The organism is Agrobacterium sp. 5Ca39, from assembly GCF_055382365.1.
In genome coordinates this window covers 638,876-662,817 of the sequence record NZ_AP026436.1, presented here as the reverse complement: position 1 = coordinate 662,817, position 23,942 = coordinate 638,876, and the positions used below count along the sequence as shown (strand labels likewise).

Here is a 23,942-nt window from a genome sequence, read left to right as displayed (position 1 = left end):
CACACATCGCAGGTGCGGCCGTCATGCGGGGAACGAGCTGGCTTCGGAAATGAACGCGAGCGGCAAGCGATTCACTGGCAATGATTCGAAAAGCGATTCACCCGCCCTGATCGATCGCGTGCGGCGATGGTTGCTGTTCGACCGGGTCATTGCCGGACATGGCGTAAGCGATGACCGCGATGAGGATGGCGGCCGCGAGGATGGAGAGAACGAGGCGCATTGTCAGTTACCTTCCGCTGGAAGGCAGCCGAACAAGGTCGAAACACGAAAGTTCACGCATTTGCGATATTTGCGGATGATTTGTAGATTAATATCCTGATATCGGTCAGCGATGCCAGCCCGGCCAATGTCAATGAAGCCCGCTATCTCACCTTTATGAATCGGAAGATTATCAAGCGAGAAATCGAAATAGGTGGCAACCGAATCAACTGTAAACGTGAACGATAGAGGCGCTAAATTGCATGCCACACCCGTACGGCGGCGCAGGCCTGTTCCGACTGGTATGGATCATTCATCAGTCTCCATACGGTCTTGACGCCTACGACAAGCCTCTCCCCCGCCTGCCGAAGGGATGAATGCCGTCCTCATTGCACGGAACCGGGCCATGAACTCAGTATATGTGGTGTGGGGCTTAAGAAAGGATCAGCGCTTCGACTGCCTGGTGGCGTGCGGTGATCGACAATAAATGGCGGAGAGGATGGGATTCGAACCCACGATACGCTTTTGACGTATACTCCCTTAGCAGGGGAGCGCCTTCGACCACTCGGCCACCTCTCCGGTGCGGCCTGATTATTGCGTAAGAAAAATGATTGCAAGGCTTTTTCGCCAAGAAGCCAAAAAACCTGTTGGCCAAATAAACCGCGGGTCAAACTTTACGCCCGGTTGCGGAACTTCTTCAGGGCCCGCACGTTTTCGCCTCGGTAACAAAAGAGGTGTTCTAATGGCTCAGACCAAACTGAATGTTGTCGAAGACACGATCGAAAACCAGATTGCAGAACTGCGTTCGCAGATCGCATCCCTGTCAAAATCCGTTTCTGCCCGTGCGGAAGGTGTTGGAGAGGATGCATCGGAATTTCTGGATGAGGCGCGCGGCCGCGTTCGCAAGGCGGCGCATAATGTCCGGGCGCAGGGCCAGAATGTCGTGGAAGCCGTGAAGGAAAATCCAGGCACCGCCACTTCCTTGCTGACGATCGTCGGCGCACTCGGTTTTGCGATCGGTTATGCGGTGGGCACAAGCACGCAGCAGAGTTCGTCGAACAGCAGCCTTTATCGCTGGCGCTGATGACGAACGGGCATTAAATCAAGGCAAGGCGGGTTTGCCCGCCTTGCCTTTATGCATTGGTGAAAAAAGCAGGAATGAAGGGGGCGAATATGCGGTTCAGCGACGATCTTGAGGCGGCATTGTCTGATTTTGCAAGGGATCACGGCATCGACAGGGACGAGGCAATCCAGCGCATCGTCCGCTCCGCCCTCATCAATGGCGGTTATCTCGCCTCCGGCGAGGAAGGTATTCCGCCGGAGAAGCTGAACGCCAGTAACGACGATTGATCAATATCCTGATCCGGACGGCGTCACTGCCGGCCCACCCTTGTAGCGGGCGGAAAGCGCACGCAGCGTATTGGCGAATTCCGTGACATCGGCTCCCACGGCGACGAACGACGCGCCGAGTTCAAGATAACGGCGATTATAGGTTTCATTGAAGGTGAGGATGCCGGCGGCCTTGCCAGCCGCGACGATTTTCACGATCGCCGCTTCGATAACCGCCTGCACCGCCGCTTCGTCAATCCTTCCCAGATAACCCATGTCCGCGGCCAGATCCGCCGGGCCGATGAAGACGCCATCCACGCCGTCCACCGCAAGAATATTGTCGAGATCTTCGATTGCCGCGCGGGTTTCCGCCTGCACCAGCAGGCAGACGCTGGCAGAGGCGCTGTCGGCATAATCCGTTATCGTATTAAAAGCGGAAGCGCGGGCGACGGCCGCTCCCATGCCGCGAATGCCGCGCGGCGGGTAATGCATGGCGCTGACGAGAGCTTCCGCCTGTGCCGCTGAATCGACCATGGGCACAAGAAGCGTGCGGGCGCCAGCATCCAGAAGCTGCTTGATCATCCAGCTCTCGCCGACAGGCACACGCACCACCGGCTCGGCGGCAGAGGTGGCAAGCGCGCGCAGCTGGTCGATGATGCTGCGCAGGTCGTTCGGCCCGTGCTCACCGTCGATCACCAGCCAGTCGAAGCCAGCCGTTCCGGCGATTTCCGCCGTAATGGCCTCGCCCATGTCGAGCCACAGGCCAATCTGCGGCTTGCCGGCATGAATGGCGGTTTTGAAACGGTTTTCGGCAGCGGGCATGATATCCTCAGGAGAGCAGTAATTTCAGATCGGCGGACGGATCCGCCAGGATTGTGCGGTCGGGTTGGGCGGCTGTATCGAGCAGTTTCTTACCCGCAACATAGGCCTTGGCGTCATTGACGGCATCGACAGCCACGAAGCGGCCATCACGGAAATACCAGATGGACCAGCTGCCTTCCCTTGCGCCGGGCCTCAAAATCGTCTCGTCGTAACCGAGATTGAAGCCGGCGATCTGCAGCTTCACATCGTACTGATCCGACCAGAACCAGGGTTTCGCGTCGTATACCGCTTCCATGCCGGCCAGTACGGCGGCAGCCGCCTCAGCCTGATCGACCGCGTTCTGGACCGATTCGATCCTCACCTGCTGGCCGCGCCAGGGCAGAAGCGCGCAATCGCCCACCGCGTGAATGGCGGGGTCGGATGTGCGGGTATATTCGTCAACCACGATACCGTTACCAACATCGAGACCCGATTCGCGGGCAAGCCGGTCGTTCGGTGTCACGCCGATGCCGACGATGACGAAATCCACGTCGATCGTCGAACCATCCGAAAGTTCGGCCGCGGCAACCCGCCCGTCCATGCTGACGAGGCGCACGAGGCCGGTTTTTTCGCGGATGGAAACGCCCTGGGCCTGATGAATGCCGCGCATGATATCCGCAGTTTCCTTCGCCGCCACGCGCTGGAGAATACGGTCGGCCATTTCGATCAGCGTCACCTCGAGGCCAAGCTTGCGGGCAACGGCGGCAGCTTCAAGGCCAATATAACCGCCGCCAATGACCAGCAGCCTGCGGCCCGGCTTCATCTCCTCCGTCAAGCGGTCGGCGTCGCGCCTGTCACGGACGGTAAGCACGCCGTCAAGATCGCCACCGATGCTGGCGGGCAGCAGCCGGGGCGCGGCCCCGGTCGCAAGAACCAGCCGGTCATAAGAAAGCGTACTGCCATCCTGCATGCGCACGGTCTTACCGGCGCGGTCTATCTCCTCCACCCAGGTGGAAAGCCGGATATCGACATTGTTTTCGGCATACCATTCTTCCGGGCGGAACATCAGCCGGTCAAAACTCATCTCGCCGAGGAGGTATTTTTTGGAGAGCGGCGGCCGCTGATAGGGGTAGGCATCTTCCGAGCCTATGATGGTGATGGCACGCTCGTCCTTCAGCGCCCGGAGCTTCGACGCCAGCGCAAAAGCGGCCTGCCCCGCCCCGACGATTACCAGCCTTCCAGTCACTTTCCACTCCCAGGACAATCACAGCCGGCCGATGACGCCCGAGGCTGCGAAGCGATATTGCGCGATCAGGCGTAACGCCAAGTACGGCCGGCGTCAACCGCACGAGGCTCCAGCCCTGTGCAAGCGTGCCCGATTATCAAAACGGGCGCCCGCCTTCTGCAACCAGTCGAGATAATGTGCGTTTTAAACAGGCGAAACACGGGTTGCGTACACAAAGCTGGCCCATGTCGATACGGACTAGAGACAATTGCGGATATTTCCTTCACGCTCTGGCAAGGAAGCCGCGTTAAAATCAGACGGAAGAGGCAATCCGGGAGGTTGTCATGGCTCTACATATGGATATCGGTCAAAACGTCCCGCAGGACGAGATGTATGAGAAATTTCAGATCGACCGGCCCGGCAAGATCACCTTCATAGGGCACCACCTGAGCGCCAAGGACACCATGCGCTGCCTGGTGCGCACCATTTCGCTCTACGGCGCGGAGCTGGATGTCAGTGCCGATCTGGAAATGCCGGTCAACTTCTATCTGGAAATTCTCGGTATCCGGGACGAAATCGGCTGCACGCTGATCCGCCGGGAAGAGGAAAAAGTGACGATCGGCTTCAACATGCTGATCGATGCCGAATTTCTGCACCATGTCCGCCGGCTGAGCTTCGAGACCAGCGTCTGAGCAGCACCCGCGCGTCAGCCCGCCGATCTTTGCGTTGTGCCGTGGCGAACCAAAAATCTGCTGCCAAACACTCATGGAACACCCGAGCGCGGCTTGCGTCCGGCTTTTTTGCACCTATTGTGAGCCGGGTTTTCAAACACAGGTCCCGGAACTTCTGTCAATGTCCGCTTTTTCACGCCTCACGCCGCTTGCCGCTTCGCTTCCCTCCACCGTTCCCTTCGTCGGCCCGGAGGCCATAGAAAGGAACCGCGGCTTGAAGGTGGAGGCGCGAATCGGTGCAAACGAAAGCGGCTTCGGCCCCGCCCCATCGGCGCTTCTGGCGATGCGCGATGCGGCGGCTGAAACCTGGATGTATAGCGATCCGGAAAATTTCGAGCTGAAGGAAGCGCTTGCCATCCACCACGGGGTTTCGCGCGGCAACATCGCCATAGGCGGCGGAGTGGACGGATTGCTCGGTGAAATCGCCAGGCTGATCGTGGAACCAGGCACGCCTGTTGTCACCTCTTTGGGAGGCTACCCCACCTTCAATTATCACGTGAACGGTTTTGGCGGAAAACTGGTGACCACGCCCTATGTAGACGACCACGAAAACCTCGACGGGCTTCTCGACCTCGTTCACAGAGAAAACGCGCCGCTCGTCTATTTCGCCAATCCGGACAATCCCATGGGAAGCTGGTGGGATGCGAGCGAGGTGGTGGCATTTGCCCGTGCGTTGCCGGAGACCTGCCTGCTCATTCTGGACGAGGCCTATTGCGAAACCGCTCCCGCGAGCGCGGTGCCCGCTATCGACGCGCTGATCGGCCAGCCCAATATACTGCGCATGCGCACCTTCTCCAAAGCCTACGGGCTCGCTGGCGCCCGCGTGGGTTACGCCATCGGTACACTTGGCAATGTCGAAGCCTTCGACAAGATCCGCAACCATTTCGGCATGGCGCGTATTTCTATCGCCGGCGCTTTGGCAGCGCTCAAGGACCAGGCCTATCTGCACGAGGTGGTTGGCAAGATTTCCGAGGCACGGGCTCGTATTTCCGCTGTCGCCCGCAATAACGGTCTTTCACCGCTGCCCTCCGCTACCAATTTCGTTACCATCGATTGCCACCGCGACGGCGCCTATGCGCGCGCCATCGTTGACGGGCTGATGGACCATGGGGTCTTCATCCGCATGCCGGGCGTGGCCCCTCTTAACCGTTGCATCCGCGTGAGCGTTGGGCCGGGTGACAAGCTCGATCTGTTCGAGCAGGCATTGCCGAAGGTTCTCAAGGCAGTCGGGTAAGCTCCCAACCCACCCTCATTCCTGTGTTCGTCACAGGAATGAGGGTTGGAAAGTACCGCGCACTACACGCATCGAATCAACATCCTCCCGCAAGTCCCTGCGCGAGAATCATTTTCCGGCGAAGACACATTGCAGAACATAAGAAAACCGCGCCGGCCTTGTTCCTGCCGGTCGCGGTTCGATGTGTCAGCGCAAAAGCTTCGTTTCGGAGCCCTCGCCGCGTTCCCCTTCGGGTTTTACTTTCGTTTGGGCCGGTCGTCGGGACTGGAGGGAACCGGACCGGCAATCTCATGCGTCGCGGAGATGGATCAGTGCATCGTCATCCAGTCGCGGGCGGCGCGAAGGGCTTCGGCCAGTTCCGCTTTCGTCATGTTGCGGGCGAGATCCGCACGGAGAGAAGCCGCTCTTTCCGATCCGCGGATCGCGGCGATGTTAAGCCATTTGTGGGCCGCGATCAGGTCCACCTTGCAGCCCCGGCCGGTCGCATAGACCAGGCCGAGATTGCAAAGGGTGTCGGCGCGGGTTTCGCCACCGGCAGCCATTTCGATATCACTGATGTCAAAGCGTGCCATTGTTTTAATCCCTGTCGTTCTACCTGTTTTCATCGTGCGCCTTCTTGCCGAGGCGTCTTCCGGACTGCCGTCTTTTGCGGCTTTTTTGTCCTTCCGTCCGGCAGGTTTTCCCTGCGCTTTTGATGAGTTCACTATGCCACGAGGCTTTCAACGCTCGCTTAAAAGGCATGATTAATGTGCCGCAAACAAACTGCAAACGATTGGTAAAATTGGGTTTTTGTTAAATATCATTGCCTGCGGAAATTAAGGACTTTCCGATGAATTTTACGAAAGCTTTACAATTGGATTTAAACCCTTCCTTCACCACGATAAGAACCGAGATTTTCGAAACTGCTCTCCTTCGCCCTTCCCGCGCGCCAACGCTGCACCGGCACCGCAAATTTCTGTTTCCTTTTACGTGAACGTCAAATACTATCCGCCCTGCCTGTCACGAGGATGAAACGGGCATGGAATGGCGCGGTGGGAGGAGCAATCGTTGCACCGCACGGCGGCCGCCGGCCAGAGATGGTGGAGGCATGCTGAAGGGAGTTTGATCTGCGCATCGCGTCCTTGGCCGCTCCGGCCTGGGAAAAGCCTGCGCGAATTTCGGGAGGAATTTCATGAAGCTTATGATGACGATTGCTGCTGCCCTGTTGATGAGCGGCAATATTGCCTTTGCCGCCGAGGCGATCGAAGGCAACTGGAAGACGGCCAGCGGTGAAACCGCCGTGATCGGCCCCTGCGGCGGCGCTTTCTGCGTGACGCTGAAGACCGGCAAGCATGCCGGAAAACAGATCGGCAAGCTTTCGGGAAAGGGAAACAGCTACTCGGGTGAGATCACCGATCCCGCCAATGACAAGACCTATAGCGGCTCCGGCACCGTTTCGGGGAATTCGCTGAGCATGAAGGGTTGCGTGCTGAAGGTTCTGTGTAAATCGCAGACCTGGACACGGCTGTAATACAGGGAACGGCAGGCGGGCTTTTGTCCCCCAGCCTGCCGTCTCGCGACGCAGAGCGCGGTGGCTGCCAGGAATCGCGCGCAGGCTGCGAACAGACGTCGCATGGAAACCATATATCCGTTTATTATCGCTGCATCCAATGCCAATGAGAGCAACGATATGCGCCCCACCCTTTCGACAATTCTGATCGCGGGCACCTCGCATGTCGGCAAAAGCACGCTGGCCGGCCTGCTCAGCGAAAGGCTGCGCTGCGAGGCGATATCGACCGACAGTCTCGCCCGCCATCCGGGGAGGCCATGGGCGGGTATTCCGGTGCCGGTTGAGGAATATTACACACAGCTGTCGGCGGATACGATCCACTGGTTTCTCAAGGTCCATCACCAGAACATCTGGCCGCTGATCCGCTCGATGATTGACAGAAAATCCGGCACAGGGACTACGACGATCTTCGAGGGCGCCGCCCTGCGACCGGAGTTCATATCGCCTCTCCTCGACAGCACGGTGGCGGGCGTATTTCTTCATGCCGACAATGATTTTCTTCTCGAAAGAATGCGCTCTGAAGCACGCTACCAAGATGCAACGGCGAAGAGGCAGCGGATCATGGACGCCTTCATCGAACGCTCGCTACGTGAGAACACCGAGATGTTGGTATCCGCGCAGGAGCACCGGGTGCCGATTGTCGACGTGACCCAAGGTGAAGAATTGGAGAAACTGCTAACCGATCTTGCGCCGGGCGCGGACATCCCTCTGTCCTGAAGCTGGGCATGCGCACCACTGCGGCATCAATCCGCCATGCCACCACCCGTTAACATCCCTGAACACCATATGAACCGGAGCCTCAGGGTCCGTTCAGTCCGACTATGGCAAAACTCTGTCCATCAACTCCGATAAAGGGGAATGGACATGACAAAGCTGATCAGCCGACTGGCAATCTTCGCGTTTCTCATGGCGATCTTCGCCATGTCCTTCGCCTCGCTCGTCGTTAATCCGAACCGCAGTTTCCAGCGCGTGAACGCCGGCGCGGCAATCGCATGCCAGCACGGCCCGGCGCCCGCCGCCAATTGCCCCGTCGTATTGTGAGGACCGGCCAATGACCACCAGTTTTTCCAACGGCCTGTTCTCCGCACTGCGGCTGATGCTGATGGCCTCGATCTTTCTCGGCCCGGTGGCCGGACTTGCGGTTTACAAGGCCGATCCCCGCCCCGCCTCCAAAGGCGCCGGCTTCGTGCTGCTGATGAGCCTGCAGCGCGGCGCGCTCGGCTGAGTTTCTGCCGCGCCAGCATTGTCCGGCTGCATTTTCGCGTTTCTTTTCAGTTTCTTCGTATTTCTGTCGCTTGCCTGTCGAAATTGGCCTCTTATAATGGGCCATGACAATAGCAAAACCAACGATTCCGCCCCTCACCTTCATCAGTCCAGAGCCTTTCGCGCCGCAGACATTCACGGACCCGAAAGAAGCTGTTGCGGCTTTGAGCGCGCTCTACGAACGCAACACGGCGTTCCTGATCAAGTCCTTCACAGACCTTGCCAAGGGCGCGCCGATTGCCGGGCGTTACCGCGCCTGCTACCCGCAGGTCAGCCTCGAGACCGCCACTTTCGGCCATGTCGATTCCCGCCTTTCCTATGGCCACGTGACCGCGCCCGGCGTCTATACGACAACGATCACACGGCCTGAGCTTTTCCGGCACTATCTCAAGGAACAGCTGGGGCTTCTTATGAAGAACCACGGCGTTCCGGTCACGGTGTCGGAATCGGCTACGCCCATTCCGCTGCATTTCGCTTTCGGTGAAGGCGCGTATGTCGAGGCAGCGGCGGCTTCGTCGCTGTCAGACGTGCCGCTGCGTGATCTCTTCGATACGCCCGATCTCAACAATACCGACGATCTCATCGCCAATGGTGAATATGATCAGGTGCCGGGCGAGCCGGCGCCGCTTGCGCCCTTTACGGCGCAGCGCATCGATTATTCGCTGGCGCGCCTCAGCCATTATACGGCGACGAGCGCCAGCCATTTCCAGAACTTCGTGCTGTTCACCAACTACCAGTTCTATATCGACGAATTCGCTGCCTGGGCGAGGCAGATGATGAAGAATGGCGGCGAGGGTTACACGGCCTTTGTGGAGCCGGGCAACATCATCACCCATGCGGGTTCCGACAAGCCCGAGACGGACGCGGTGCTGGCCCGACTGCCGCAGATGCCGGCCTATCACCTGAAGAAAAAAGGTCATGCCGGCATTACGCTCGTCAATATCGGCGTCGGCCCCTCCAACGCCAAGACGATCACCGACCACATCGCCGTGCTGCGCCCGCATGCCTGGCTGATGGTTGGTCATTGCGCCGGGCTGCGCAACAGCCAGCGGTTGGGCGACTATGTTCTGGCCCACGCCTATGTGCGCGAGGACCACGTGCTCGACGACGACCTGCCGGTGTGGGTGCCTATCCCGGCGCTTGCCGAAGTGCAGCTGGCGCTGGAAGGTGCAGTCGCCGAAGTCACGGGTTACGAGGGCTTCGAACTGAAGCGCATCATGCGCACCGGCACCGTTGCTACCATCGACAACCGCAACTGGGAGCTCCGTGATCAGGCCGGCCCCGTCAAGCGCCTGTCGCAGTCCCGCGCCATCGCGCTTGACATGGAATCCGCCACCATAGCGGCCAACGGCTTCCGCTTCCGTGTGCCCTACGGCACTCTGCTGTGCGTTTCCGACAAGCCACTGCATGGCGAATTGAAGCTGCCAGGCATGGCGACGGAATTTTACCGCACCCAGGTCGCCCAGCATCTGCAGATCGGCATCCGCGCCGTGCAGAAGCTTGCCGCCATGCCGACGGAAACGCTGCACTCGCGCAAGCTCAGAAGCTTCTACGAGACGGCGTTCCAGTAAAAAGAGATATCGCAGAAGCATGCCTTGGTGTATGATTTTGAAAATCGATACACCAAGGATTATCCATGCGTACGAATATTGATCTTGATGACGCCTTGATCGCCGAAGCGATGGAAATTACCGGCCTTTCGACAAAAAAGGCGACGGTGGAGAAGGCGTTGCGCGATCTTGTAGAGAATCTCGGACGACGCAAAGCGCTGGAAGAACTGAGAGGCATCGGCTGGAGTGGTAATCTGGACGATGTGCGCCGTAGCTGGAGCGTGGACGACATCGAAGCGCAAGACGCCGCGGAATGATAGTCGTCGATACTTCTGTCTGGATTGACTGGTTTCAGAATAAATCCACCCGCCAAGGTAGGATGCTAAATGATATCGGCGATCTGACCGACGTCATCATCGGCGACATTATTCTCCTCGAAATCCTGCAGGGCGAACGCAACGACGATCGGGCGGCGGCGATACATGACCGGTTAAAGCGCTTCGGTTTTGTCTCGATGCTCACGCCAGAACTTGCCGTGAAATCCGCCGCTAACTATCGGAAACTTCGAAGCGTTGGGAAAACCGTGCGTAAAACTCCCGACCTCATCATCGGCACCTACTGTATTGAGCACGGCCATAAGCTGCTGCAAAACGACCGAGACTTTCAGCCGATGGCCGATCATCTCGGTCTGCAACTGGCATGAGTCTCAAACCACCTTCACGGTCCCCTCCACCCGCACCGGAAAATTCACTGACCGCGCGATGAAGCACTTGTCGTGCGCGTCATGGTGCAGCGCATCCGCCCGGGCGGGATCGCCCTTCGAGATGGTGATGACCGGTTTCAGCACCACTTCGCTGAACTGCCCGGCGCCATCCTTTTCCATAACGAGCGTGCCTTCGGCATCGTCGACATAGTTTTCGACGATGATGCCGTTGACCGAGCAGAAATGCAGGTACCAGAGCTTGTGGCAGGCCGAGAGGGAAGCGACCAGCAGGTCTTCAGGGTTCCAGCGGGCGGGATCGCCACGGAAGGCCGGATCGGACGAGCCGGCTATATCAGCCTTTCCCTCGGTGGAAATCGTGTAGTCGCGTTCGTAGTCGCGATAGCCCGACGTGCCCTTGCCACGATTACCCGTCCACGTCACCTTCACGGCGTAATGGTGTTCCTGTCCTGCCATTTCAGTCCTCCCTTGGCATCTCTTTTCGCATTCTTTAACGGAAAACCGGTGTCCACTTTCCCTAGAAATGCTCGCGCGTATCACGCAGGTGGTCGAGCCCCTTGCGCAACGTCTCTATGATCTCATCCACTTCCGAACGGCTGATGGTCAGCGCCGGCGAAGCCAGCATTCGGTCGCCCGTTGCGCGCATGACGAGGCCGTTTGCAAGGCAATGATTGCGCACCGTTATACCAACATCGTCCGGCTTGCCGAAGCGTCTGCGGGTCGCCTTGTCCGCCGTGATCTGCAGTCCACCCATCAAGCCGACATTGACGGCTTCGCCCACCAGTTCGTGGTCCTCAAGGCTTTTCCAGCCCTGGGAAAAATAAGGGCCGATATCGTCGCGCACCCGCTCCACCAGACCCTCCGCTTCGATGATGCGGAGGTTTTCCAGCGCGGCGGCGGCGCAGACGGGATGTCCGGAATAGGTGAAGCCGTGGTTGAAATCACCGACCTCGGACAACATCACTTCCGCCACCCGATCCGACACGACCACGCCGCCAATCGGCAGATAACCCGAGGACAGGCCCTTGGCGATGGGGGCAAAGTCCGGCTCCACGCCGAAATACTGGTAGCCGAACCAGGAGCCCAGGCGACCGAAACCGCAGATCACCTCATCGGAGACGAGCAGAATATTGCGCGCTTTGCAGATACGGGCGATCTCCGGCCAGTAGGTCTCCGGCGGTACAATGACGCCACCGGCTCCCTGAATCGGTTCGGCCACGAAAGCAGCAACGTTTTCCTCGCCCAATTCGTCGATTTTCTCATTGAGTTCGCGAGCCACCTTCAGGCCGAATTCGGCCGGAGAAAGATCGCCACCCTCGGCATACCAATAGGGCTGGCCAATATGGGCGACGCCATCGATGGGCAGGCTGCCCTGCTCGTGCATCCACTTCATGCCACCCAGCGAGGCCCCGGCCACCGTCGAGCCGTGGTAGCCGTTGCGGCGGGCGATAACTTTCGTCTTCGCGGGATGGCCGAGGGCCTTCCAGTAGACCCGCGCCATGCGGAACCAGGTATCGGTGGCTTCCGAGCCGGAATTGGTGAAGAACACGTGGTTCATGCCAGGCCCGGCGTGCGAAGCGATCTTCTGCGCCAGCAGCGTCGCGGGCGGCGTGGTGGTGCCGAAAAACGCGTTGTAATAGGGGAGCTCGTTCATCTGACGCCGTACCACATCGGCGATCTCGCGGCGTCCGTACCCGATATTCACACACCAGAGGCCGGCGAAGGCGTCGAGATATTTCCTGCCGGTGCTGTCGTAGATGAACACCCCTTCCGCGCGCTCGATGATGCGGGTGCCGGCGGCGTTGAGCTTGCCCATGTCTGAAAAGGGATGGAGATGATGGGCGGCATCGATGGCAGCAAGGTTGGAGAGGGGGTTGGAGATTTCATTCATGACAGATCGCACTCCCATAGAAGCGACAGCGCGCACGCCATCGCACCCGCCGACCATGGCCGGGCGACTTCGATTTGGCAAGACTGGAGGTTTTCAGGGGCTAGGGAGGATACGGCATCGCCGCCTGTTTTTCTCCCCGCCGGCAGAAGAACAGGCGGCGATGGCCTAATTCACAGTCGGTTTGCGCTAAGCGAAGAACGCCCGCCCCACCAGCACCTTCAACTCGCCGGCGTGCACTTCCAGCGCCACGTCGCGTTCCATCGGCAGCAGCTCGCCATCGATGACGCAGCGGACATCATGGCGTTTCTTGGGAAAATGCAGCTCCACATCCGTCACGGTCATGGCTGTCACGGCGGCATTCTGCTTGAACTTGCCGCGCAGAATATCCAGGGCGAGTTTGGCGACACCGGACGGGCGTAACGGATCGGTGAGATAAAAACCCAGATGGCCGCCGGAGACGTTATCCGCCACCAGCAGCGAATTCTGGCCGAATTCATTGTTGGAGACGGAAATGGCGGATACCTTTCGATGCTGCGTCCGGCCATCAACGGTGTATTCCACCTCAAAGACAGGCGGGTTGAGGATGACGCTGATGGCGGCGCGGATGCTCGCCTTGATCTTGCCGAGACGGGAGGCAAAGGCGAGATTGTTTCGATAGCGCACCATGCGCGAATGCAGGCCCGCGGAAAACTGGTGGACAAAGAGGCGGCCATTGGCGCTGGCGATGTCGACACTGGCAATCTCGCCATTCGCCAGCGTTTCCAGCGCCTGACGAATGTCGAGCGGCAGCTTCAGCGAGCGGGCGAAGAGGTTCATGGTGCCGGCCGGCACGATGCCGAGCGCGATGCCCTGTTTCCAGGCAATGCCGGCAGCCGCCGAAATGGTGCCATCTCCGCCGCCGGCAATGATGCCTTCAATGCCCGGCTCCTCGGCGGCGCGTGCCATTTCCTCGACGACGTCCTTTCCGGAGACAAGACGGCAATCGATCACGTGTCCGGCGCGGGTGAAGACCTCGCGGGCATGATCACAATAGGCTTCCATGTCGGTGGTGCGAAATGTGCCGCCGTCACGATTGAAAATTGCAATGAGCTTCATGTTTCCAACCCGGTCCCGTAACATTCGCAGCCGCGCGTAAATGCCTGGCCTTATATAGAGTTCCGAACACCATCGCGTGAAGATCATCTTTTGCCGAGAATCGCTCTACCGCAACGCATCATTTCATGTTAGTGGTCACTTAAGGTCATTTTCATGACCGCGCATCTCCAGTCAGGGCAGACCGCTCCCATACGGTCTTGCCCTTTTTTCTGTGGGCCCTTCCCGCTTTCAGGTCACGATGAGCCATTCGAACATCTCCGAAGCCCGCTCTGGCGGGGAGAATGAAACCGTTTACACGGCTGCGCCTGCCGTGGTCCTCTCCCCACTTGCCATTGCGCTTATAGAGCTGGCGCTGGCTGCCGGCGGGTTTGGCATCGGTACCGGCGAATTCGCCATCATGGGACTTTTGCCCGACGTCGCCTCGACCTATGGCGTCACGGTGCCGGAAGCGGGTTATGTCATCACCGCCTATGCGCTGGGCGTCGTCATTGGCGCGCCGATCATCGCGGTTCTCGCCGCGCGCATCACGCGCCGCACATTGCTTCTCAGTCTGATGGGACTTTTTGCGGCTGGAAACATCCTGAGCGCCGTTGCGCCGGATTTTGTGAGCTTCACCATTCTGCGCTTCATCACCGGCCTGCCACATGGGGCCTATTTTGGCGTTGCAGCGCTCGTGGCGGCCTCGATGGCGCCAATCCACAAGCGCGCCCGCGCCGTTGGCCGCGTCATGCTCGGCCTCACCATCGCCACCCTCCTCGGCACTCCGCTCGCCACCTTCTTCGGCCAGCTACTGTCCTGGCGCGCGGCTTTCATGCTTGTCGGCGGCATCGCACTTCTGACGGTGGCCCTGCTTTGGCTGTTCCAGCCGCGTGACAGGGTGGAAGAAGGCGCCAGCGTATGGCGCGAACTCGGCGCCTTCCGCCGCATACAGGTATGGCTGACGCTCGCCATTGCCGCCGTCGGCTTTGGCGGCATGTTCTCGGTCTTCAGCTATATCGCGAAGACCACGACTGACGTGGCGATGATGCCGGTTTCCACGGTCTCCATGGTGCTGGCGCTGTTCGGCATCGGCATGAATGTCGGCAATGTCGTCGGCTCACGGCTGGCCGATATCTCGCTCAACGGCACGATTGGCGGCATGCTCGCCTTCAACGTGGTGGTCATGGCTGTTTTCGGCATGACGGCGCAGGATCCCTTCATGCTCTGCCTTTGCGTCTTCCTGATCGGCTGCGGTTTTGCCGCCTGCCCGGCCGTACAGACGCGGCTGATGGATGTGGCGCAGGATGCGCAGACGCTGGCTGCCGCCTCGAACCATTCCGCATTCAACATCGCCAATGCGCTTGGCGCCTGGCTCGGCGGCCTCGTCATAGCCATGGGCTTCGGTTACGCCTCGACGGGTTATGTGGGCGCCGTTCTTTCCCTACTCGGGCTTGGCGTTTTTCTTGTTTCCATCACGGTAGAGCGGCGTCAAAAGGCGGCTTGACCCGGCCCTTTCGAAGCTTACGGAAAATTCACAATCGGGCGCTTGACTCTTTCCGGTTTCAGGCGCAACACGGCCTTACGCGCATGCCTTGGGCACGGCGCGGATTTCAACGGAGCATCATTAGATGTCTAGCGACAGTAGCAGTCGATTGCCTTTGCCGAGACCGGCGAACGTGAACTGATCCGACCGCTGTCGGCTCACCACCGCGTTCGCCGTGATCGGCGAATCGACGGAAAGGTGAGCAATCATGAACTTCCACAACCTCTCCCAGAGGGCCAGCAAGGCCGCACGCCTTCTTCGTAGCGGAAATGCCGGCTCCACCACCATTGCCGAACGCGTCGAGCACCTCAACACGCTGGATGTCGGCGCCGCCGCAGCCGCCCTTCTCGCCATGCCGCAGGCAAAGGCCGTCGCCATTCTCGACCGGCCGGAACTGCATGGTGCCGCCGCGATCATAGCCGATATTCCGGTCGAACAGGCCGCGCGCCTCGTCAACCTGATGTCGGACGACCGCGTGGCCGACGTCATGGCGGAAATGGCCGAAGAGCCGCGCGCCAAGCTGTTTGCCCGGCTGGACCGCACCACGGCGCTCTCCATCAAGCACCTGATGGGTTACCCGCCGCGCACGGCCGGCTCGATCATGACCACGGAATTTGTTAGCGTGCCGGACAATTGGACGGTGGAACAGACCCTTTCGCACATCCGCGTCGTCGAGCGGTCGCGTGAAACGGTCTATGCCATCTATGTGCTGGCCGAGGACGGGACGCTAACCACCGTCGTGACGCTGCGCCGCCTTTTGACCGGCGAAGCGGGCGCCTCCATTCTTTCGGTCGCATCCAAGGAAGGCATTGTCTGTGCGAGCCCCCTGATGTCACAGGAGGATGTCGCCCGGCTGATCCGCAAGCACGACCTTCTGGCGCTGCCCGTCGTGGATGACCGCTCGCATATTCTCGGCATCGTCACCGTTGACGACGTGATCGACACCATGATCGCCGATACCACGGAAGACGCCCACAAGTTCGGTGGTATGGAGGCGCTGGGCAAGCCCTACATGACGATCGGCTTTCCGGACATGATCCGCAAGCGCGCCGGCTGGCTCGCAGCACTGTTCCTCGGCGAAATGCTGACGGCCAGCGCCATGCAGCATTTCGAAGGCGAGCTGGAAAAGGCCGTGGTGCTGACGCTGTTCATACCGCTCATCATGTCTTCGGGCGGCAACTCCGGTTCGCAGGCCACTTCGCTCATCATCCGGGCGCTGGCGCTGGGCGAACTGAAGCTTTCCGACTGGTGGCGGGTGCTGCTTCGGGAAATCCCGACGGGCCTGACGCTCGGCTGCATTCTGGGCGCCATCGGCTTCCTGCGGCTCACGGTCTGGCAGCAGGCTGGCTTCTACGACTACGGTGAGCACTGGCTGCTCGTTGGTGCCACGGTTTTTGCGGCCCTCGTCGGTATCGTCACTTTCGGTTCGCTCGCCGGCTCCATGCTGCCCTTCGTGCTGCAACGTCTGCGGCTTGATCCCGCCAGCGCTTCGGCCCCCTTCGTCGCCACGCTGGTGGATGTCAGCGGGCTCGTCATCTATTTCTCGGTGGCGCTGGTGATCTTGAGCGGCACGTTGCTCTGAAAGACGAAAGGCCCGTTCGAAAGAGCGGGCCTTCTACATTTCGCGGCACGTCATAATCTCTCCTCCGTCATGCCGGACTTGATCCGGCATCCAGCCACGGCGCGTCTGCGCCGTGAGAAGAGTCTTTTACGATCAATGACTTGATCGCGCTTGACCCCGGATCTAGTCCGGGGTGACGGCGTGCGGATGATGCAACTCTGCCAAAAGTATGGTTCCCGGAAAGCCCATCACCCACCCGCGTTGATCACGCCCGTTCCCAGCAGCCCCAAAAGAATGACGCCGATGACCACGCGGTACCAGACGAAGGGCATGTAGCTTTTGGTCGAAACCAGCTTCAGGAAAACGACGATAACGGCGTAACCGACGATGAAGGCGATCAGGGTCGCGAGGCCTGTCGGGCCCCAGCCCACCGGATTGTCTTCGCCGATGCTTTTGAACAGCTGGTAGAAACCGGAGCCGAAGACGGCGGGTACGGCGAGCAGGAAGGAATAACGGGCCGCCGCCTCGCGGGTATAACCCAGAAGCAGGCCGGCGCTGATGGTGCCGCCGGAACGCGAAACGCCGGGGATGAGCGCCATGGCCTGCGCGAAACCGAAGAGGATACCATCACGCCAGATCAGCTGGTTGAGCTTGTAGCGCTTTTTCCCGATCCTGTCGGCGACGCCAAGAACGATACCGAACACGATCAGCATCACGGCAGTAATGTAGAGGTTTCGGAGCGAATGCTCGATGGCGTCCTTGAAGAGAAGGCCAAGCAGCACGATGGGCACGGAGCCGACGATGATCAGCCAGCCGAGACGTGCATCGGCCTTGTCATAGGGGCCGAGACGAAGGTTTTGCCGGAGCCAGGCGGCGGCGATCCGCATGATGTCGGACCAGAAATAGACTAGCACGGCCATTTCCGTGCCGATCTGGGTAATGGCGGTGAAGGCAGCGCCGGGGTCGGCGCCGGAGGGCAGGAACTCCCCGGCGATCCTCAGATGCGCGCTCGACGAAATTGGGAGAAACTCCGTAAGTCCTTGCAAAAGACCGAGAAATCCGGCCTCCATCCAACCCATGCTCATGTGCTTTGATGTCCCTGCTGCGAATCGAGATGGCAGCATTATGCATCAATCGGGGCAAATCCGTGTTGCATCGCACCATGAAAAATGATGTCCACGGCACGTGCTCTTACCCGTGATTTCTTTCAGGCCGCCTTCTCCGCCACCTGCGGAAGCTGCGTGTATTTCGCGCCGTTTTTGCAGACGACGTGCGCATCGCCCCAGCTTTTCAGTGCCGAAATCACCGGTCGCATCGTCTCGCCAAGCGGTGTCAACGCATAATCCACGCGCGGCGGCACGACGGGGAAAACGGTCCGCGAAATCAAACCCGCCTCCTCCAGTTCCCGTAGCTGCTTGGTCAGCATGCGCTGGGTGACACTTGGAATATGGCGGCGCAGTTCGTTGAAGCGCAGTGTCCCCTCATTGATGAGGTGATAGAGGATCACGCCTTTCCATTTGCCATCAAGAAAACTCAGGGCCGATTCCACCGGGCAGCCGGGAAAGTTGCCGGTGAGCTTGGCGCGTGGTCGCGACATCACAGTATCCTTTTTGTATGTATCATCACAAAATGTGCATTCTTGCGATCTTTGTTCATATGTATCAAGTAAGAGGCACGCAAACAAGCAAAGGAGACTTTTCATGCGCGCCATCGGTTACAGGACGAGCCAGCCCATCACCGCCAAGGATGCCCTCATCGACATCGATCTGCCCCAGCCGGAAGCGAAGGGACACGACATTCTGGTGGAGGTGAAAGCCGTTTCGGTAAATCCCGTCGATACCAAGGTACGTCGGAACCAGTCGCCGGAAAACGGCGAGGCCCGTGTGCTCGGCTTCGATGCAGCGGGTGTGGTGAAGGCCGTTGGCGACAAGGTTTCGCTGCTTAAACCGGGTGATGAGGTGTTTTACGCCGGCGTCATCAACCGTCCCGGCTCCAACAGCGAATTCCATCTGGTCGACGAGCGCATCGTCGGTGCCAAGCCGAAGTCCCTGAATTTCGAGGAAGCCGCCGCGCTGCCGCTGACCGCCATCACCGCGTATGAGACCCTATTCGACCGGTTGCGGGTGAATGAGCCGGTTCCGGGTGCAGCCAGCGCCGTTCTCGTCATCGGCGGCGCGGGCGGCGTCGGTTCCATCGCCGTTCAGCTTCTGCGGGCGCTGACCGACCTGACCGTGATCGCGACTGCCTCGCGGCCGGAAACGATCGAATGGGTAAAGGAACTCGGCGCGCATCACGTCGTGGATCACAGCAAGCCCATCGCGCCGCAGGTGGAGGCGCTTGGCCTCGGTGCGCCGGGCTTCGTCTTCTCCACCACCCATAGCGACATCCACGCGGCCGACAGCGTGGCGACCATCGCACCGCAGGGCCGTTTCGCCCTGATCGACGATCCGGCTGGCGGTTTCGACATCATGGCGTTCAAGCGCAAATGCATATCCATCCATTGGGAAATGATGTTCGCCCGCGCCGTTTTCCAGACGCCTGACATGATCGAGCAGCACAAGCTGCTCAACCACGTGGCCGAGCTTGTCGATGCCGGCAAGATCAAGACGACGCTGACCGAGGTTTTCGGCACCATCAATGCCGCAAATCTTATCAAGGCGCATGCACTGATCGAGAGCAACAAGGCCAAGGGCAAGATCGTGCTTTCGGGCTTCTGATCGCCGATGAAGCGTTCGCATGGCGAACGCTTCCCTTCCGCTTACGGAGAGGTTCGGGCCGCGCAAAACCGCGCGGCCTTTTATCACTCGTCGTCGGGATCTTCCGGGCACGGCCAGGAGGCGGGCGCCGTCAGGCCATTCGGCAGTTTGGTCTTGGCGTCGCCGCAGGCGATGTCGATCTGTTTCTGGTCAAGGCCGGTGGCCGTGGAAAGATCGACCCCCTCAATCCGAGTCAGCAGCAGGAAGGCGCTGGTGAAATCGACCGGGCCACCCAGCTTCGCGCCACCGAACCGGGCCCGCGACAGGTTGGTGAGCGAGAATTTCGAGCCGTTCAGCGTTGCGCCCTCGAAATCGGCGCGGCCGAGTTCAGCCTTGGTGAAATCCGTGCCGTCCAGCTTGGTGTTTTCGAATTTGGTTCGCTGCATTTCGGCATTCACGAATTTCGCGTTGGTGGCATCGGCGGCGGAAAAATCGCTTCGATAGGCTTCCACCTTCGTCAGATTGGCGCCCTGAAGGTTCGCCTCGCCAAGGGCAGCGCGGATGAGCTTGGCCTTCTCAAGGTTAGCGCCCTTCAGCGACGAACCGCGCAGATCCGTATAAGTGAAATCCGTACCGTAGAGCATCGCCGAGTCGAGATTGCTGCCGCCCAGCATCAGGAGGCGCTTGTTGCATTCGCGCCAGTCTATGCCGGCCATGGCATCGGAACGACAGCTCGCGGCAGCCACCGGATTGCCAGTGAAAGAAAAGGCAGCCATCGCAAGCGCCGCGACGCTGCCAGCCAAGCCTGTCTTCCGCACGATATTCAGCCTTTGAAAGCCGGACATTCCTTCACTCCCTGCCGTCTGGCGACGGCACCTAGGACCATATGCACGTTCAAGGCGTTATCGCATTCACTGCCCGCGATCCACAGGCCACATGATGCTACAACGCCCCAACATCCTATATGTAAGAAATCGAAGAGCAATCCACAAATACTGACGGGAAAGAGGGCAATGGCGCTGCTCTGGTGCCGTGGCAGACACAATGAACCAGGCGGACCGACGAACTGCATGACCGCGACGAGCTTTCGCCGACGGAAACAGCGCTCCGCAGAGTATCCGTCCACCTATCGTAAAATCACCCGTTGCAGATGCTCGGGACAAGCCCGAGCATCATGAGGCAGGATCGCTTCACCGTCACATGTTGGCGTAAACCGGCCCCTCGCCGCCCTGCGGCGGCACCCAATTGATGTTCTGGTTCGGATCCTTGATGTCGCAGGTCTTGCAGTGCACGCAGTTCTGGGCGTTGATGACGTAGACTTCCTGGCCGTCCTTCTCCACCCACTCATAAACGCCGGCTGGACAATAACGCGTGGAGGGACCGGCAAAGACGTCGTGTTCGGAGCGCTTCTGCAGCTCCATGTCCTTCACCTGAAGATGGACCGGCTGGTCCTCTTCATGGTTGGTGGACGACAGGAAGACGGAGGACAGGCGGTCGAAGGTCAGAACGCCATCCGGCTTCGGATAGGCGATCGGCTTGTGTTTGGAGGCGGGCTCCAGGCTCTGCGCATCCGTCTTGCCGTGCTTCAGCGTGCCGAAGAAAGAGAAACCGAACAGCTGGTTCGTCCACATGTCGAGACCGCCGAGGCCGACGCCGATGAGCGTGCCGAACTTCGACCAGAGCGGCTTGACGTTGCGGACCCGCTTCAGGTCCTTTCCGATATCGCCTTCGCGCCATTCGGCCTCGATCTCGGTAACCTCGTCATGGGCGCGGCCGGCGGAAATCGCCGCGGCGATCTTTTCCGCCGCGAGCATGCCCGAGAGAACCGCATTATGGCTTCCCTTGATGCGTGGCACGTTGACGAAGCCGGCGGAACAGCCGATCAGCGCGCCGCCCGGGAAGGTGAGCTTCGGCACTGACTGGTAACCACCTTCCGTGATGGCGCGCGCGCCATAGGAAATGCGCTTGCCGCCCTCGAACGTATCGCGGATCGCCGGATGCGTCTTGAACCGCTGGAATTCCTCGAAGGGATAGAGATAGGGGTTCTTGTAATTGAGATGCACCACGAAACCGACGGCAACGAGGTTATCTTCCAGGTGATACAGGAAAGAGCCACCGCCGGTCTTGAAGCCGAGCGGCCAGCCGAAGGAGTGCTGCACGAGGCCCTGCTTGTGCTTCTCCGGCTTGACCTGCCAGAGCTCCTTGATGCCGATGCCGAATTTCTGCGGCTCGCGATCTTTGGACAGGTCGAATCTGGAAATCAGCTGCTTGGCGAGCGATCCGCGCACGCCCTCGCCGATCAACACGTATTTACCGTGCAGTTCCATGCCACGGGTGAAGTTCGGGCCCGGCTCGCCATTCTTCTCGATGCCCATATCGCCGGTGGCAACGCCGATGACAGCGCCTTCGTCGTTATAAAGCACTTCCGTGGCGGCAAAGCCCGGATAGATCTCGACGCCGAGCCCTTCCGCCTTTTCCGCCAGCCAGCGACAGACGAGGCCAAGCGAGACGATGTAATTGCCATGATTGTTCATCAATGGCGGCATCATGGCGTTCGGCAGGCGGATGGAGCCCGCCGGCCCCAGGAACAGGAACTGGTCGTCCTTGACCTCGGTCTTGAAGGGATGCCCCTCCTCGTCGCGCCATCCCGGCAGCAGCCTGTCGATGCCGATGGGGTCGACCACGGCGCCGGAGAGGATGTGGGCACCGACTTCCGCGCCCTTTTCCAGCACAACGACGGAGAGCTCCGGCTCCACCTGCTTCAGCCGGATTGCGGCGGCAAGACCGGCCGGACCCGCACCGACGATAACAACGTCGAATTCCATCGCTTCGCGTTCGGGCAGTTCCATCGCTTCCGTCATTTCCATCCTCTCAGATCGCCGGTCCCATCCGGCTGTTGTTATCGTCTTTTCCACACCTGCGACGCACCGCCTGCGCCGGACAAAAAGTCCATCCGCGACACCGTATCCATCAGCATCCGTCTTTGCAAAGCGGCACGCCTTTGTCGAGCTTCTATAGCGGCAAAACATGTCGCACGCCAGTCAATTGTCAGACAACCTGATGATTGTTTATTACTTTTACGTTCACGTAATAATGAGGATATGATCGACGGGGGAATGCGTCAAGGGTTGCGGGCATTGGGCAGGCATAGCCAGCCTATAATCAGGCGGCCAAAAGCGATTGATGGGCGGGCCGATCGCATGACAAGGGAGATCGCGACCGCATCTGCGTCAATATGGCCGGTGTCGGACGCAGCGGTTTTGAGCTAATATTCCCAAGAAATATATCGTCACGTCATAGCTGGAATATCTGAAATGTGGGACTTCTTCCCTATCGTCTTCTTGCCGTTCAAAATTCTCGTATTGGGAACGGGCATGTTCTTCGCCATCAAATGGCATCATGATCAGGCGAAGAAGGAAAACGAAACCAAGGGACCGTGAGCGCCGCCAGTTTTAAAGGCGCGGGCCACTTGGCCCACTCCCGGGGACGAAGCAGACCTTGCTTTCCACACCCCGCTCAAACAGCCCATTCTTCATCCGTCGTGAACACGATCGTCAGCCAACGGTCACTCCCCTCGCCGCCTATCGCTTCGCCGATCTCGTCGCGGATCGCATCCCATTCCTCAAGGCGCCGCGGTGGCCAGTTTCTGGGAACGATAAAGAAGAGTTCGATCTGGCGGCCGCGGCCAACCCGGGCCACATAGGAGTAATGCGAGGAAAAGCCGAACTTCGCCACGACCTCCCCCGCCACCCTGTCGACATGCTGTTTGAACTCCAGCGGGGTGACAAGAAGTATGTCGGCCAGCGCCTGTTTCACATTGCCGAGCGGCATGGGAATGATGACGAGGCAGACCAGCGCCAGCACGGCCGGGTCGACATAGGGCGACAGCCATGCCTGCGACGTTCCCGTCAGCCCGTAACCGATGGCGAAAGCGATGAACAGCGCCACGCTCAGCAGCGCGCTCATCAGCCAGCTTTTGGCGTCCAGCGCCACGAAGGCGGATTTCAGCCGTTGGTTCTGCCGTTTGACAAACCATGCCATGGCGAGCGAGACGGCGAAGCTGACGAAGGTGACGATGATGGCGTAATCGAACTCGATCGACCGGCCGCCATCCATCAGGCTGTCGATGGCATTGATGAGCGCGTAAATCGCCGCCCCCATCAGAAGCGTGCCGTTGAGGCCGAGCACCATTGGCTCCAGATGCCAGAAGCCCATGGTGAAGCGCTCCACCAGCCGGCCGCCCGGCCTGGGTGCCGCGGCGGCGGCGATCAGCCGCGCCACGAGCAATGCGAGCACCGTCATGAAAGCATCCGTCAGGGCGTAGACACCGTCGAAGACGACCGCGAAGGAGCCGGAAAACAGGCCCGCCCCGATGCCGAACAACGCCAGCAGAACCGTGACGGCAATCGAGAATTTCAGCAAAGATTGTTCTGTCATGACACTTGTTCGACCTTCAAAACCGGGCCCGCCTTCACAGGGGGATTTTGCTTTTCCTCGAATCGAGAAAACGCCTAACTCTTTGTTTCGGCGCATTTCCAGACGGAAAACCGGGGTCCACTTTTCCTGGAAATGCTCT

27 protein-coding genes, 1 tRNA gene and 1 pseudogene are annotated in these 23,942 nt (G+C 59.6%); 15 read left to right on the top strand and 14 right to left on the bottom strand.

From position 1 onward, the window contains the following. Positions 1–97: 97 nt before the first annotated feature. From ACZ47E_RS03255 to ACZ47E_RS03245, 3 genes and pseudogenes are all read right to left on the bottom strand, one after another. Complete coding sequence (locus ACZ47E_RS03255; RefSeq protein ID WP_272936976.1) at positions 98–220, bottom strand: hypothetical protein; 123 nt, start codon at positions 218–220, stop codon at positions 98–100. Between the two features lie 89 nt (positions 221–309). Next, positions 310–426, bottom strand: a pseudogene (locus ACZ47E_RS03250) (phosphotransferase); the annotation flags it as partial. A 260-nt stretch (positions 427–686) separates the two neighbouring features. Beyond that, positions 687–777, bottom strand: a tRNA-Ser gene (locus tag ACZ47E_RS03245). A 163-nt stretch (positions 778–940) separates the two neighbouring features. On the opposite strand from ACZ47E_RS03245, the gene ACZ47E_RS03240 reads away from it, so the two are divergent. Beyond that, positions 941–1,282 carry a hypothetical protein gene (locus tag ACZ47E_RS03240; RefSeq protein WP_004440887.1) on the top strand — a complete coding sequence of 114 codons (342 nt, stop codon included), beginning with the start codon at positions 941–943 and terminating at the stop codon, positions 1,280–1,282. Between the two features lie 89 nt (positions 1,283–1,371). Beyond that, positions 1,372–1,548, top strand: coding sequence for a hypothetical protein (locus tag ACZ47E_RS03235; protein ID WP_004440886.1), 177 nt, complete (start codon positions 1,372–1,374; stop codon positions 1,546–1,548). On the opposite strand, the gene ACZ47E_RS03230 is transcribed toward ACZ47E_RS03235, so the two are convergent. Both ACZ47E_RS03230 and ACZ47E_RS03225 read right to left on the bottom strand, forming a co-directional pair. Beyond that, a complete protein-coding gene (locus ACZ47E_RS03230; protein ID WP_004440883.1) occupies positions 1,549–2,349 on the bottom strand; it encodes an aldolase/citrate lyase family protein in 801 nt (266 codons plus the stop codon). It lies immediately after the preceding gene. Positions 2,350–2,356: 7 nt separating this feature from the next. Then, a complete protein-coding gene (locus ACZ47E_RS03225; protein ID WP_278067323.1) occupies positions 2,357–3,574 on the bottom strand; it encodes an NAD(P)/FAD-dependent oxidoreductase in 1,218 nt (405 codons plus the stop codon). A 323-nt stretch (positions 3,575–3,897) separates the two neighbouring features. Between ACZ47E_RS03225 and ACZ47E_RS03220 the strand changes: the two genes are divergently transcribed. Further along, entirely contained in the window at positions 3,898–4,245 is a 348-nt protein-coding gene (locus tag ACZ47E_RS03220) for a hypothetical protein (RefSeq protein ID WP_004440878.1), read from the top strand. A gap of 160 nt (positions 4,246–4,405) precedes the next feature. After that, on the top strand, positions 4,406–5,518 hold the full coding sequence (locus tag ACZ47E_RS03215; RefSeq protein ID WP_244405096.1) for a pyridoxal phosphate-dependent aminotransferase: 1,113 nt from the start codon (positions 4,406–4,408) through the stop codon (positions 5,516–5,518). A gap of 308 nt (positions 5,519–5,826) precedes the next feature. Here ACZ47E_RS03215 and ACZ47E_RS03210 read toward each other — a convergent pair whose 3' ends face one another. Then, positions 5,827–6,090: an SEL1-like repeat protein gene (locus ACZ47E_RS03210; protein ID WP_004440874.1), complete on the bottom strand. Its 264-nt coding sequence runs from the start codon at positions 6,088–6,090 to the stop codon at positions 5,827–5,829. Between the two features lie 599 nt (positions 6,091–6,689). Between ACZ47E_RS03210 and ACZ47E_RS03205 the strand changes: the two genes are divergently transcribed. From ACZ47E_RS03205 to vapC, 7 genes are all read left to right on the top strand, one after another. Then, positions 6,690–7,028, top strand: a complete 339-nt coding sequence (locus ACZ47E_RS03205; protein WP_004440872.1) for a DUF2147 domain-containing protein — start codon at positions 6,690–6,692, stop codon at positions 7,026–7,028. Positions 7,029–7,187: 159 nt separating this feature from the next. Continuing rightward, positions 7,188–7,784 carry a hypothetical protein gene (locus ACZ47E_RS03200; RefSeq protein WP_278067505.1) on the top strand — a complete coding sequence of 199 codons (597 nt, stop codon included), beginning with the start codon at positions 7,188–7,190 and terminating at the stop codon, positions 7,782–7,784. A 141-nt stretch (positions 7,785–7,925) separates the two neighbouring features. After that, positions 7,926–8,108: a hypothetical protein gene (locus ACZ47E_RS03195; RefSeq protein WP_035210174.1), complete on the top strand. Its 183-nt coding sequence runs from the start codon at positions 7,926–7,928 to the stop codon at positions 8,106–8,108. Positions 8,109–8,118: 10 nt separating this feature from the next. Next, positions 8,119–8,292: a hypothetical protein gene (locus ACZ47E_RS03190; RefSeq protein ID WP_004440867.1), complete on the top strand. Its 174-nt coding sequence runs from the start codon at positions 8,119–8,121 to the stop codon at positions 8,290–8,292. A 103-nt stretch (positions 8,293–8,395) separates the two neighbouring features. Further along, a complete protein-coding gene (amn, locus tag ACZ47E_RS03185) occupies positions 8,396–9,901 on the top strand; it encodes an AMP nucleosidase (protein ID WP_207588903.1) in 1,506 nt (501 codons plus the stop codon). Positions 9,902–9,966: 65 nt separating this feature from the next. Beyond that, positions 9,967–10,197 carry a type II toxin-antitoxin system VapB family antitoxin gene (locus ACZ47E_RS03180; RefSeq protein ID WP_004440864.1) on the top strand — a complete coding sequence of 77 codons (231 nt, stop codon included), beginning with the start codon at positions 9,967–9,969 and terminating at the stop codon, positions 10,195–10,197. Further along, positions 10,194–10,583, top strand: coding sequence for a type II toxin-antitoxin system VapC family toxin (gene vapC / locus ACZ47E_RS03175; RefSeq protein WP_004440862.1), 390 nt, complete (start codon positions 10,194–10,196; stop codon positions 10,581–10,583). Before ACZ47E_RS03180 ends, vapC begins: the two co-directional genes overlap by 4 nt. Positions 10,584–10,586: 3 nt before the next feature. Here the strand turns inward: vapC and ACZ47E_RS03170 are convergent, their stop codons facing one another. The 3 genes from ACZ47E_RS03170 to ACZ47E_RS03160 all read right to left on the bottom strand — a co-directional run bounded on the left by ACZ47E_RS03170 (position 10,587) and on the right by ACZ47E_RS03160 (position 13,587). Beyond that, positions 10,587–11,057, bottom strand: coding sequence for an OsmC family protein (locus ACZ47E_RS03170; RefSeq protein ID WP_244405097.1), 471 nt, complete (start codon positions 11,055–11,057; stop codon positions 10,587–10,589). A 61-nt stretch (positions 11,058–11,118) separates the two neighbouring features. Beyond that, the gene (locus ACZ47E_RS03165) at positions 11,119–12,492 is read right to left on the bottom strand and encodes an aspartate aminotransferase family protein (RefSeq protein ID WP_045535373.1); all 1,374 of its coding nucleotides are present in this window, start codon (positions 12,490–12,492) and stop codon (positions 11,119–11,121) included. A 186-nt stretch (positions 12,493–12,678) separates the two neighbouring features. Next, entirely contained in the window at positions 12,679–13,587 is a 909-nt protein-coding gene (locus ACZ47E_RS03160; RefSeq protein WP_278067322.1) for a diacylglycerol/lipid kinase family protein, read from the bottom strand. 238 nt (positions 13,588–13,825) lie between these two features. Here ACZ47E_RS03160 and ACZ47E_RS03155 point away from each other — a divergent pair, with 238 nt between their 5' ends. Together ACZ47E_RS03155 and mgtE are read left to right on the top strand one after the other, a co-directional pair. After that, entirely contained in the window at positions 13,826–15,070 is a 1,245-nt protein-coding gene (locus tag ACZ47E_RS03155) for an MFS transporter (RefSeq protein ID WP_278067321.1), read from the top strand. Between the two features lie 247 nt (positions 15,071–15,317). Then, the gene (gene mgtE / locus ACZ47E_RS03150; RefSeq protein WP_004440855.1) at positions 15,318–16,691 is read left to right on the top strand and encodes a magnesium transporter; all 1,374 of its coding nucleotides are present in this window, start codon (positions 15,318–15,320) and stop codon (positions 16,689–16,691) included. A 227-nt stretch (positions 16,692–16,918) separates the two neighbouring features. On the opposite strand, the gene ACZ47E_RS03145 is transcribed toward mgtE, so the two are convergent. Continuing rightward, positions 16,919–17,755 (bottom strand): undecaprenyl-diphosphate phosphatase, encoded by an 837-nt coding sequence (locus ACZ47E_RS03145; RefSeq protein WP_022555883.1) that lies wholly within the window; start codon positions 17,753–17,755, stop codon positions 16,919–16,921. A 122-nt stretch (positions 17,756–17,877) separates the two neighbouring features. Further along, a complete protein-coding gene (locus ACZ47E_RS03140) occupies positions 17,878–18,267 on the bottom strand; it encodes a winged helix-turn-helix transcriptional regulator (RefSeq protein WP_004440851.1) in 390 nt (129 codons plus the stop codon). Positions 18,268–18,370: 103 nt separating this feature from the next. Between ACZ47E_RS03140 and ACZ47E_RS03135 the strand changes: the two genes are divergently transcribed. Further along, the gene (locus ACZ47E_RS03135; protein WP_278067320.1) at positions 18,371–19,387 is read left to right on the top strand and encodes a zinc-binding alcohol dehydrogenase family protein; all 1,017 of its coding nucleotides are present in this window, start codon (positions 18,371–18,373) and stop codon (positions 19,385–19,387) included. An 83-nt stretch (positions 19,388–19,470) separates the two neighbouring features. Here the strand turns inward: ACZ47E_RS03135 and ACZ47E_RS03130 are convergent, their stop codons facing one another. Continuing rightward, positions 19,471–20,211: a pentapeptide repeat-containing protein gene (locus tag ACZ47E_RS03130; RefSeq protein ID WP_004440847.1), complete on the bottom strand. Its 741-nt coding sequence runs from the start codon at positions 20,209–20,211 to the stop codon at positions 19,471–19,473. A gap of 351 nt (positions 20,212–20,562) precedes the next feature. Further along, positions 20,563–22,227, bottom strand: coding sequence for an electron transfer flavoprotein-ubiquinone oxidoreductase (locus tag ACZ47E_RS03125; protein WP_006699372.1), 1,665 nt, complete (start codon positions 22,225–22,227; stop codon positions 20,563–20,565). 453 nt (positions 22,228–22,680) lie between these two features. Here ACZ47E_RS03125 and ACZ47E_RS03120 point away from each other — a divergent pair, with 453 nt between their 5' ends. Continuing rightward, complete coding sequence (locus tag ACZ47E_RS03120; RefSeq protein ID WP_004440843.1) at positions 22,681–22,806, top strand: hypothetical protein; 126 nt, start codon at positions 22,681–22,683, stop codon at positions 22,804–22,806. Positions 22,807–22,882: 76 nt separating this feature from the next. Here the strand turns inward: ACZ47E_RS03120 and ACZ47E_RS03115 are convergent, their stop codons facing one another. Beyond that, on the bottom strand, positions 22,883–23,803 hold the full coding sequence (locus tag ACZ47E_RS03115; RefSeq protein WP_004440840.1) for a cation diffusion facilitator family transporter: 921 nt from the start codon (positions 23,801–23,803) through the stop codon (positions 22,883–22,885). Positions 23,804–23,942: the final 139 nt, after the last annotated feature.

Bases quoted from the DNA above. Each gene is read 5' to 3' on its own strand.
- ACZ47E_RS03240 (WP_004440887.1), top strand. From the start codon at position 941: ATGGCTCAGACCAAACTGAATGTTGTCGAAGACACGATCGAAAACCAG.
- ACZ47E_RS03205 (WP_004440872.1), top strand. From the start codon at position 6,690: ATGAAGCTTATGATGACGATTGCTGCTGCCCTGTTGATGAGCGGCAAT.
- ACZ47E_RS03140 (WP_004440851.1), bottom strand. From the start codon at position 18,267: ATGTCGCGACCACGCGCCAAGCTCACCGGCAACTTTCCCGGCTGCCCG.
- ACZ47E_RS03190 (WP_004440867.1), top strand. From the start codon at position 8,119: ATGACCACCAGTTTTTCCAACGGCCTGTTCTCCGCACTGCGGCTGATG.
- ACZ47E_RS03130 (WP_004440847.1), bottom strand. From the start codon at position 20,211: ATGTCCGGCTTTCAAAGGCTGAATATCGTGCGGAAGACAGGCTTGGCT.
- ACZ47E_RS03115 (WP_004440840.1), bottom strand. From the start codon at position 23,803: ATGACAGAACAATCTTTGCTGAAATTCTCGATTGCCGTCACGGTTCTG.
- ACZ47E_RS03220 (WP_004440878.1), top strand. From the start codon at position 3,898: ATGGCTCTACATATGGATATCGGTCAAAACGTCCCGCAGGACGAGATG.
- amn (WP_207588903.1), top strand. From the start codon at position 8,396: ATGACAATAGCAAAACCAACGATTCCGCCCCTCACCTTCATCAGTCCA.
- ACZ47E_RS03210 (WP_004440874.1), bottom strand. From the start codon at position 6,090: ATGGCACGCTTTGACATCAGTGATATCGAAATGGCTGCCGGTGGCGAA.
- ACZ47E_RS03160 (WP_278067322.1), bottom strand. From the start codon at position 13,587: ATGAAGCTCATTGCAATTTTCAATCGTGACGGCGGCACATTTCGCACC.
- ACZ47E_RS03200 (WP_278067505.1), top strand. From the start codon at position 7,188: ATGCGCCCCACCCTTTCGACAATTCTGATCGCGGGCACCTCGCATGTC.
- ACZ47E_RS03255 (WP_272936976.1), bottom strand. From the start codon at position 220: ATGCGCCTCGTTCTCTCCATCCTCGCGGCCGCCATCCTCATCGCGGTC.
- ACZ47E_RS03125 (WP_006699372.1), bottom strand. From the start codon at position 22,227: ATGACGGAAGCGATGGAACTGCCCGAACGCGAAGCGATGGAATTCGAC.
- ACZ47E_RS03165 (WP_045535373.1), bottom strand. From the start codon at position 12,492: ATGAATGAAATCTCCAACCCCCTCTCCAACCTTGCTGCCATCGATGCC.
- ACZ47E_RS03155 (WP_278067321.1), top strand. From the start codon at position 13,826: ATGAGCCATTCGAACATCTCCGAAGCCCGCTCTGGCGGGGAGAATGAA.
- ACZ47E_RS03135 (WP_278067320.1), top strand. From the start codon at position 18,371: ATGCGCGCCATCGGTTACAGGACGAGCCAGCCCATCACCGCCAAGGAT.
- ACZ47E_RS03170 (WP_244405097.1), bottom strand. From the start codon at position 11,057: ATGGCAGGACAGGAACACCATTACGCCGTGAAGGTGACGTGGACGGGT.
- mgtE (WP_004440855.1), top strand. From the start codon at position 15,318: ATGAACTTCCACAACCTCTCCCAGAGGGCCAGCAAGGCCGCACGCCTT.
- ACZ47E_RS03215 (WP_244405096.1), top strand. From the start codon at position 4,406: ATGTCCGCTTTTTCACGCCTCACGCCGCTTGCCGCTTCGCTTCCCTCC.
- ACZ47E_RS03235 (WP_004440886.1), top strand. From the start codon at position 1,372: ATGCGGTTCAGCGACGATCTTGAGGCGGCATTGTCTGATTTTGCAAGG.
- ACZ47E_RS03180 (WP_004440864.1), top strand. From the start codon at position 9,967: ATGCGTACGAATATTGATCTTGATGACGCCTTGATCGCCGAAGCGATG.
- ACZ47E_RS03230 (WP_004440883.1), bottom strand. From the start codon at position 2,349: ATGCCCGCTGCCGAAAACCGTTTCAAAACCGCCATTCATGCCGGCAAG.
- ACZ47E_RS03195 (WP_035210174.1), top strand. From the start codon at position 7,926: ATGGACATGACAAAGCTGATCAGCCGACTGGCAATCTTCGCGTTTCTC.
- vapC (WP_004440862.1), top strand. From the start codon at position 10,194: ATGATAGTCGTCGATACTTCTGTCTGGATTGACTGGTTTCAGAATAAA.
- ACZ47E_RS03145 (WP_022555883.1), bottom strand. From the start codon at position 17,755: ATGAGCATGGGTTGGATGGAGGCCGGATTTCTCGGTCTTTTGCAAGGA.
- ACZ47E_RS03120 (WP_004440843.1), top strand. From the start codon at position 22,681: ATGTGGGACTTCTTCCCTATCGTCTTCTTGCCGTTCAAAATTCTCGTA.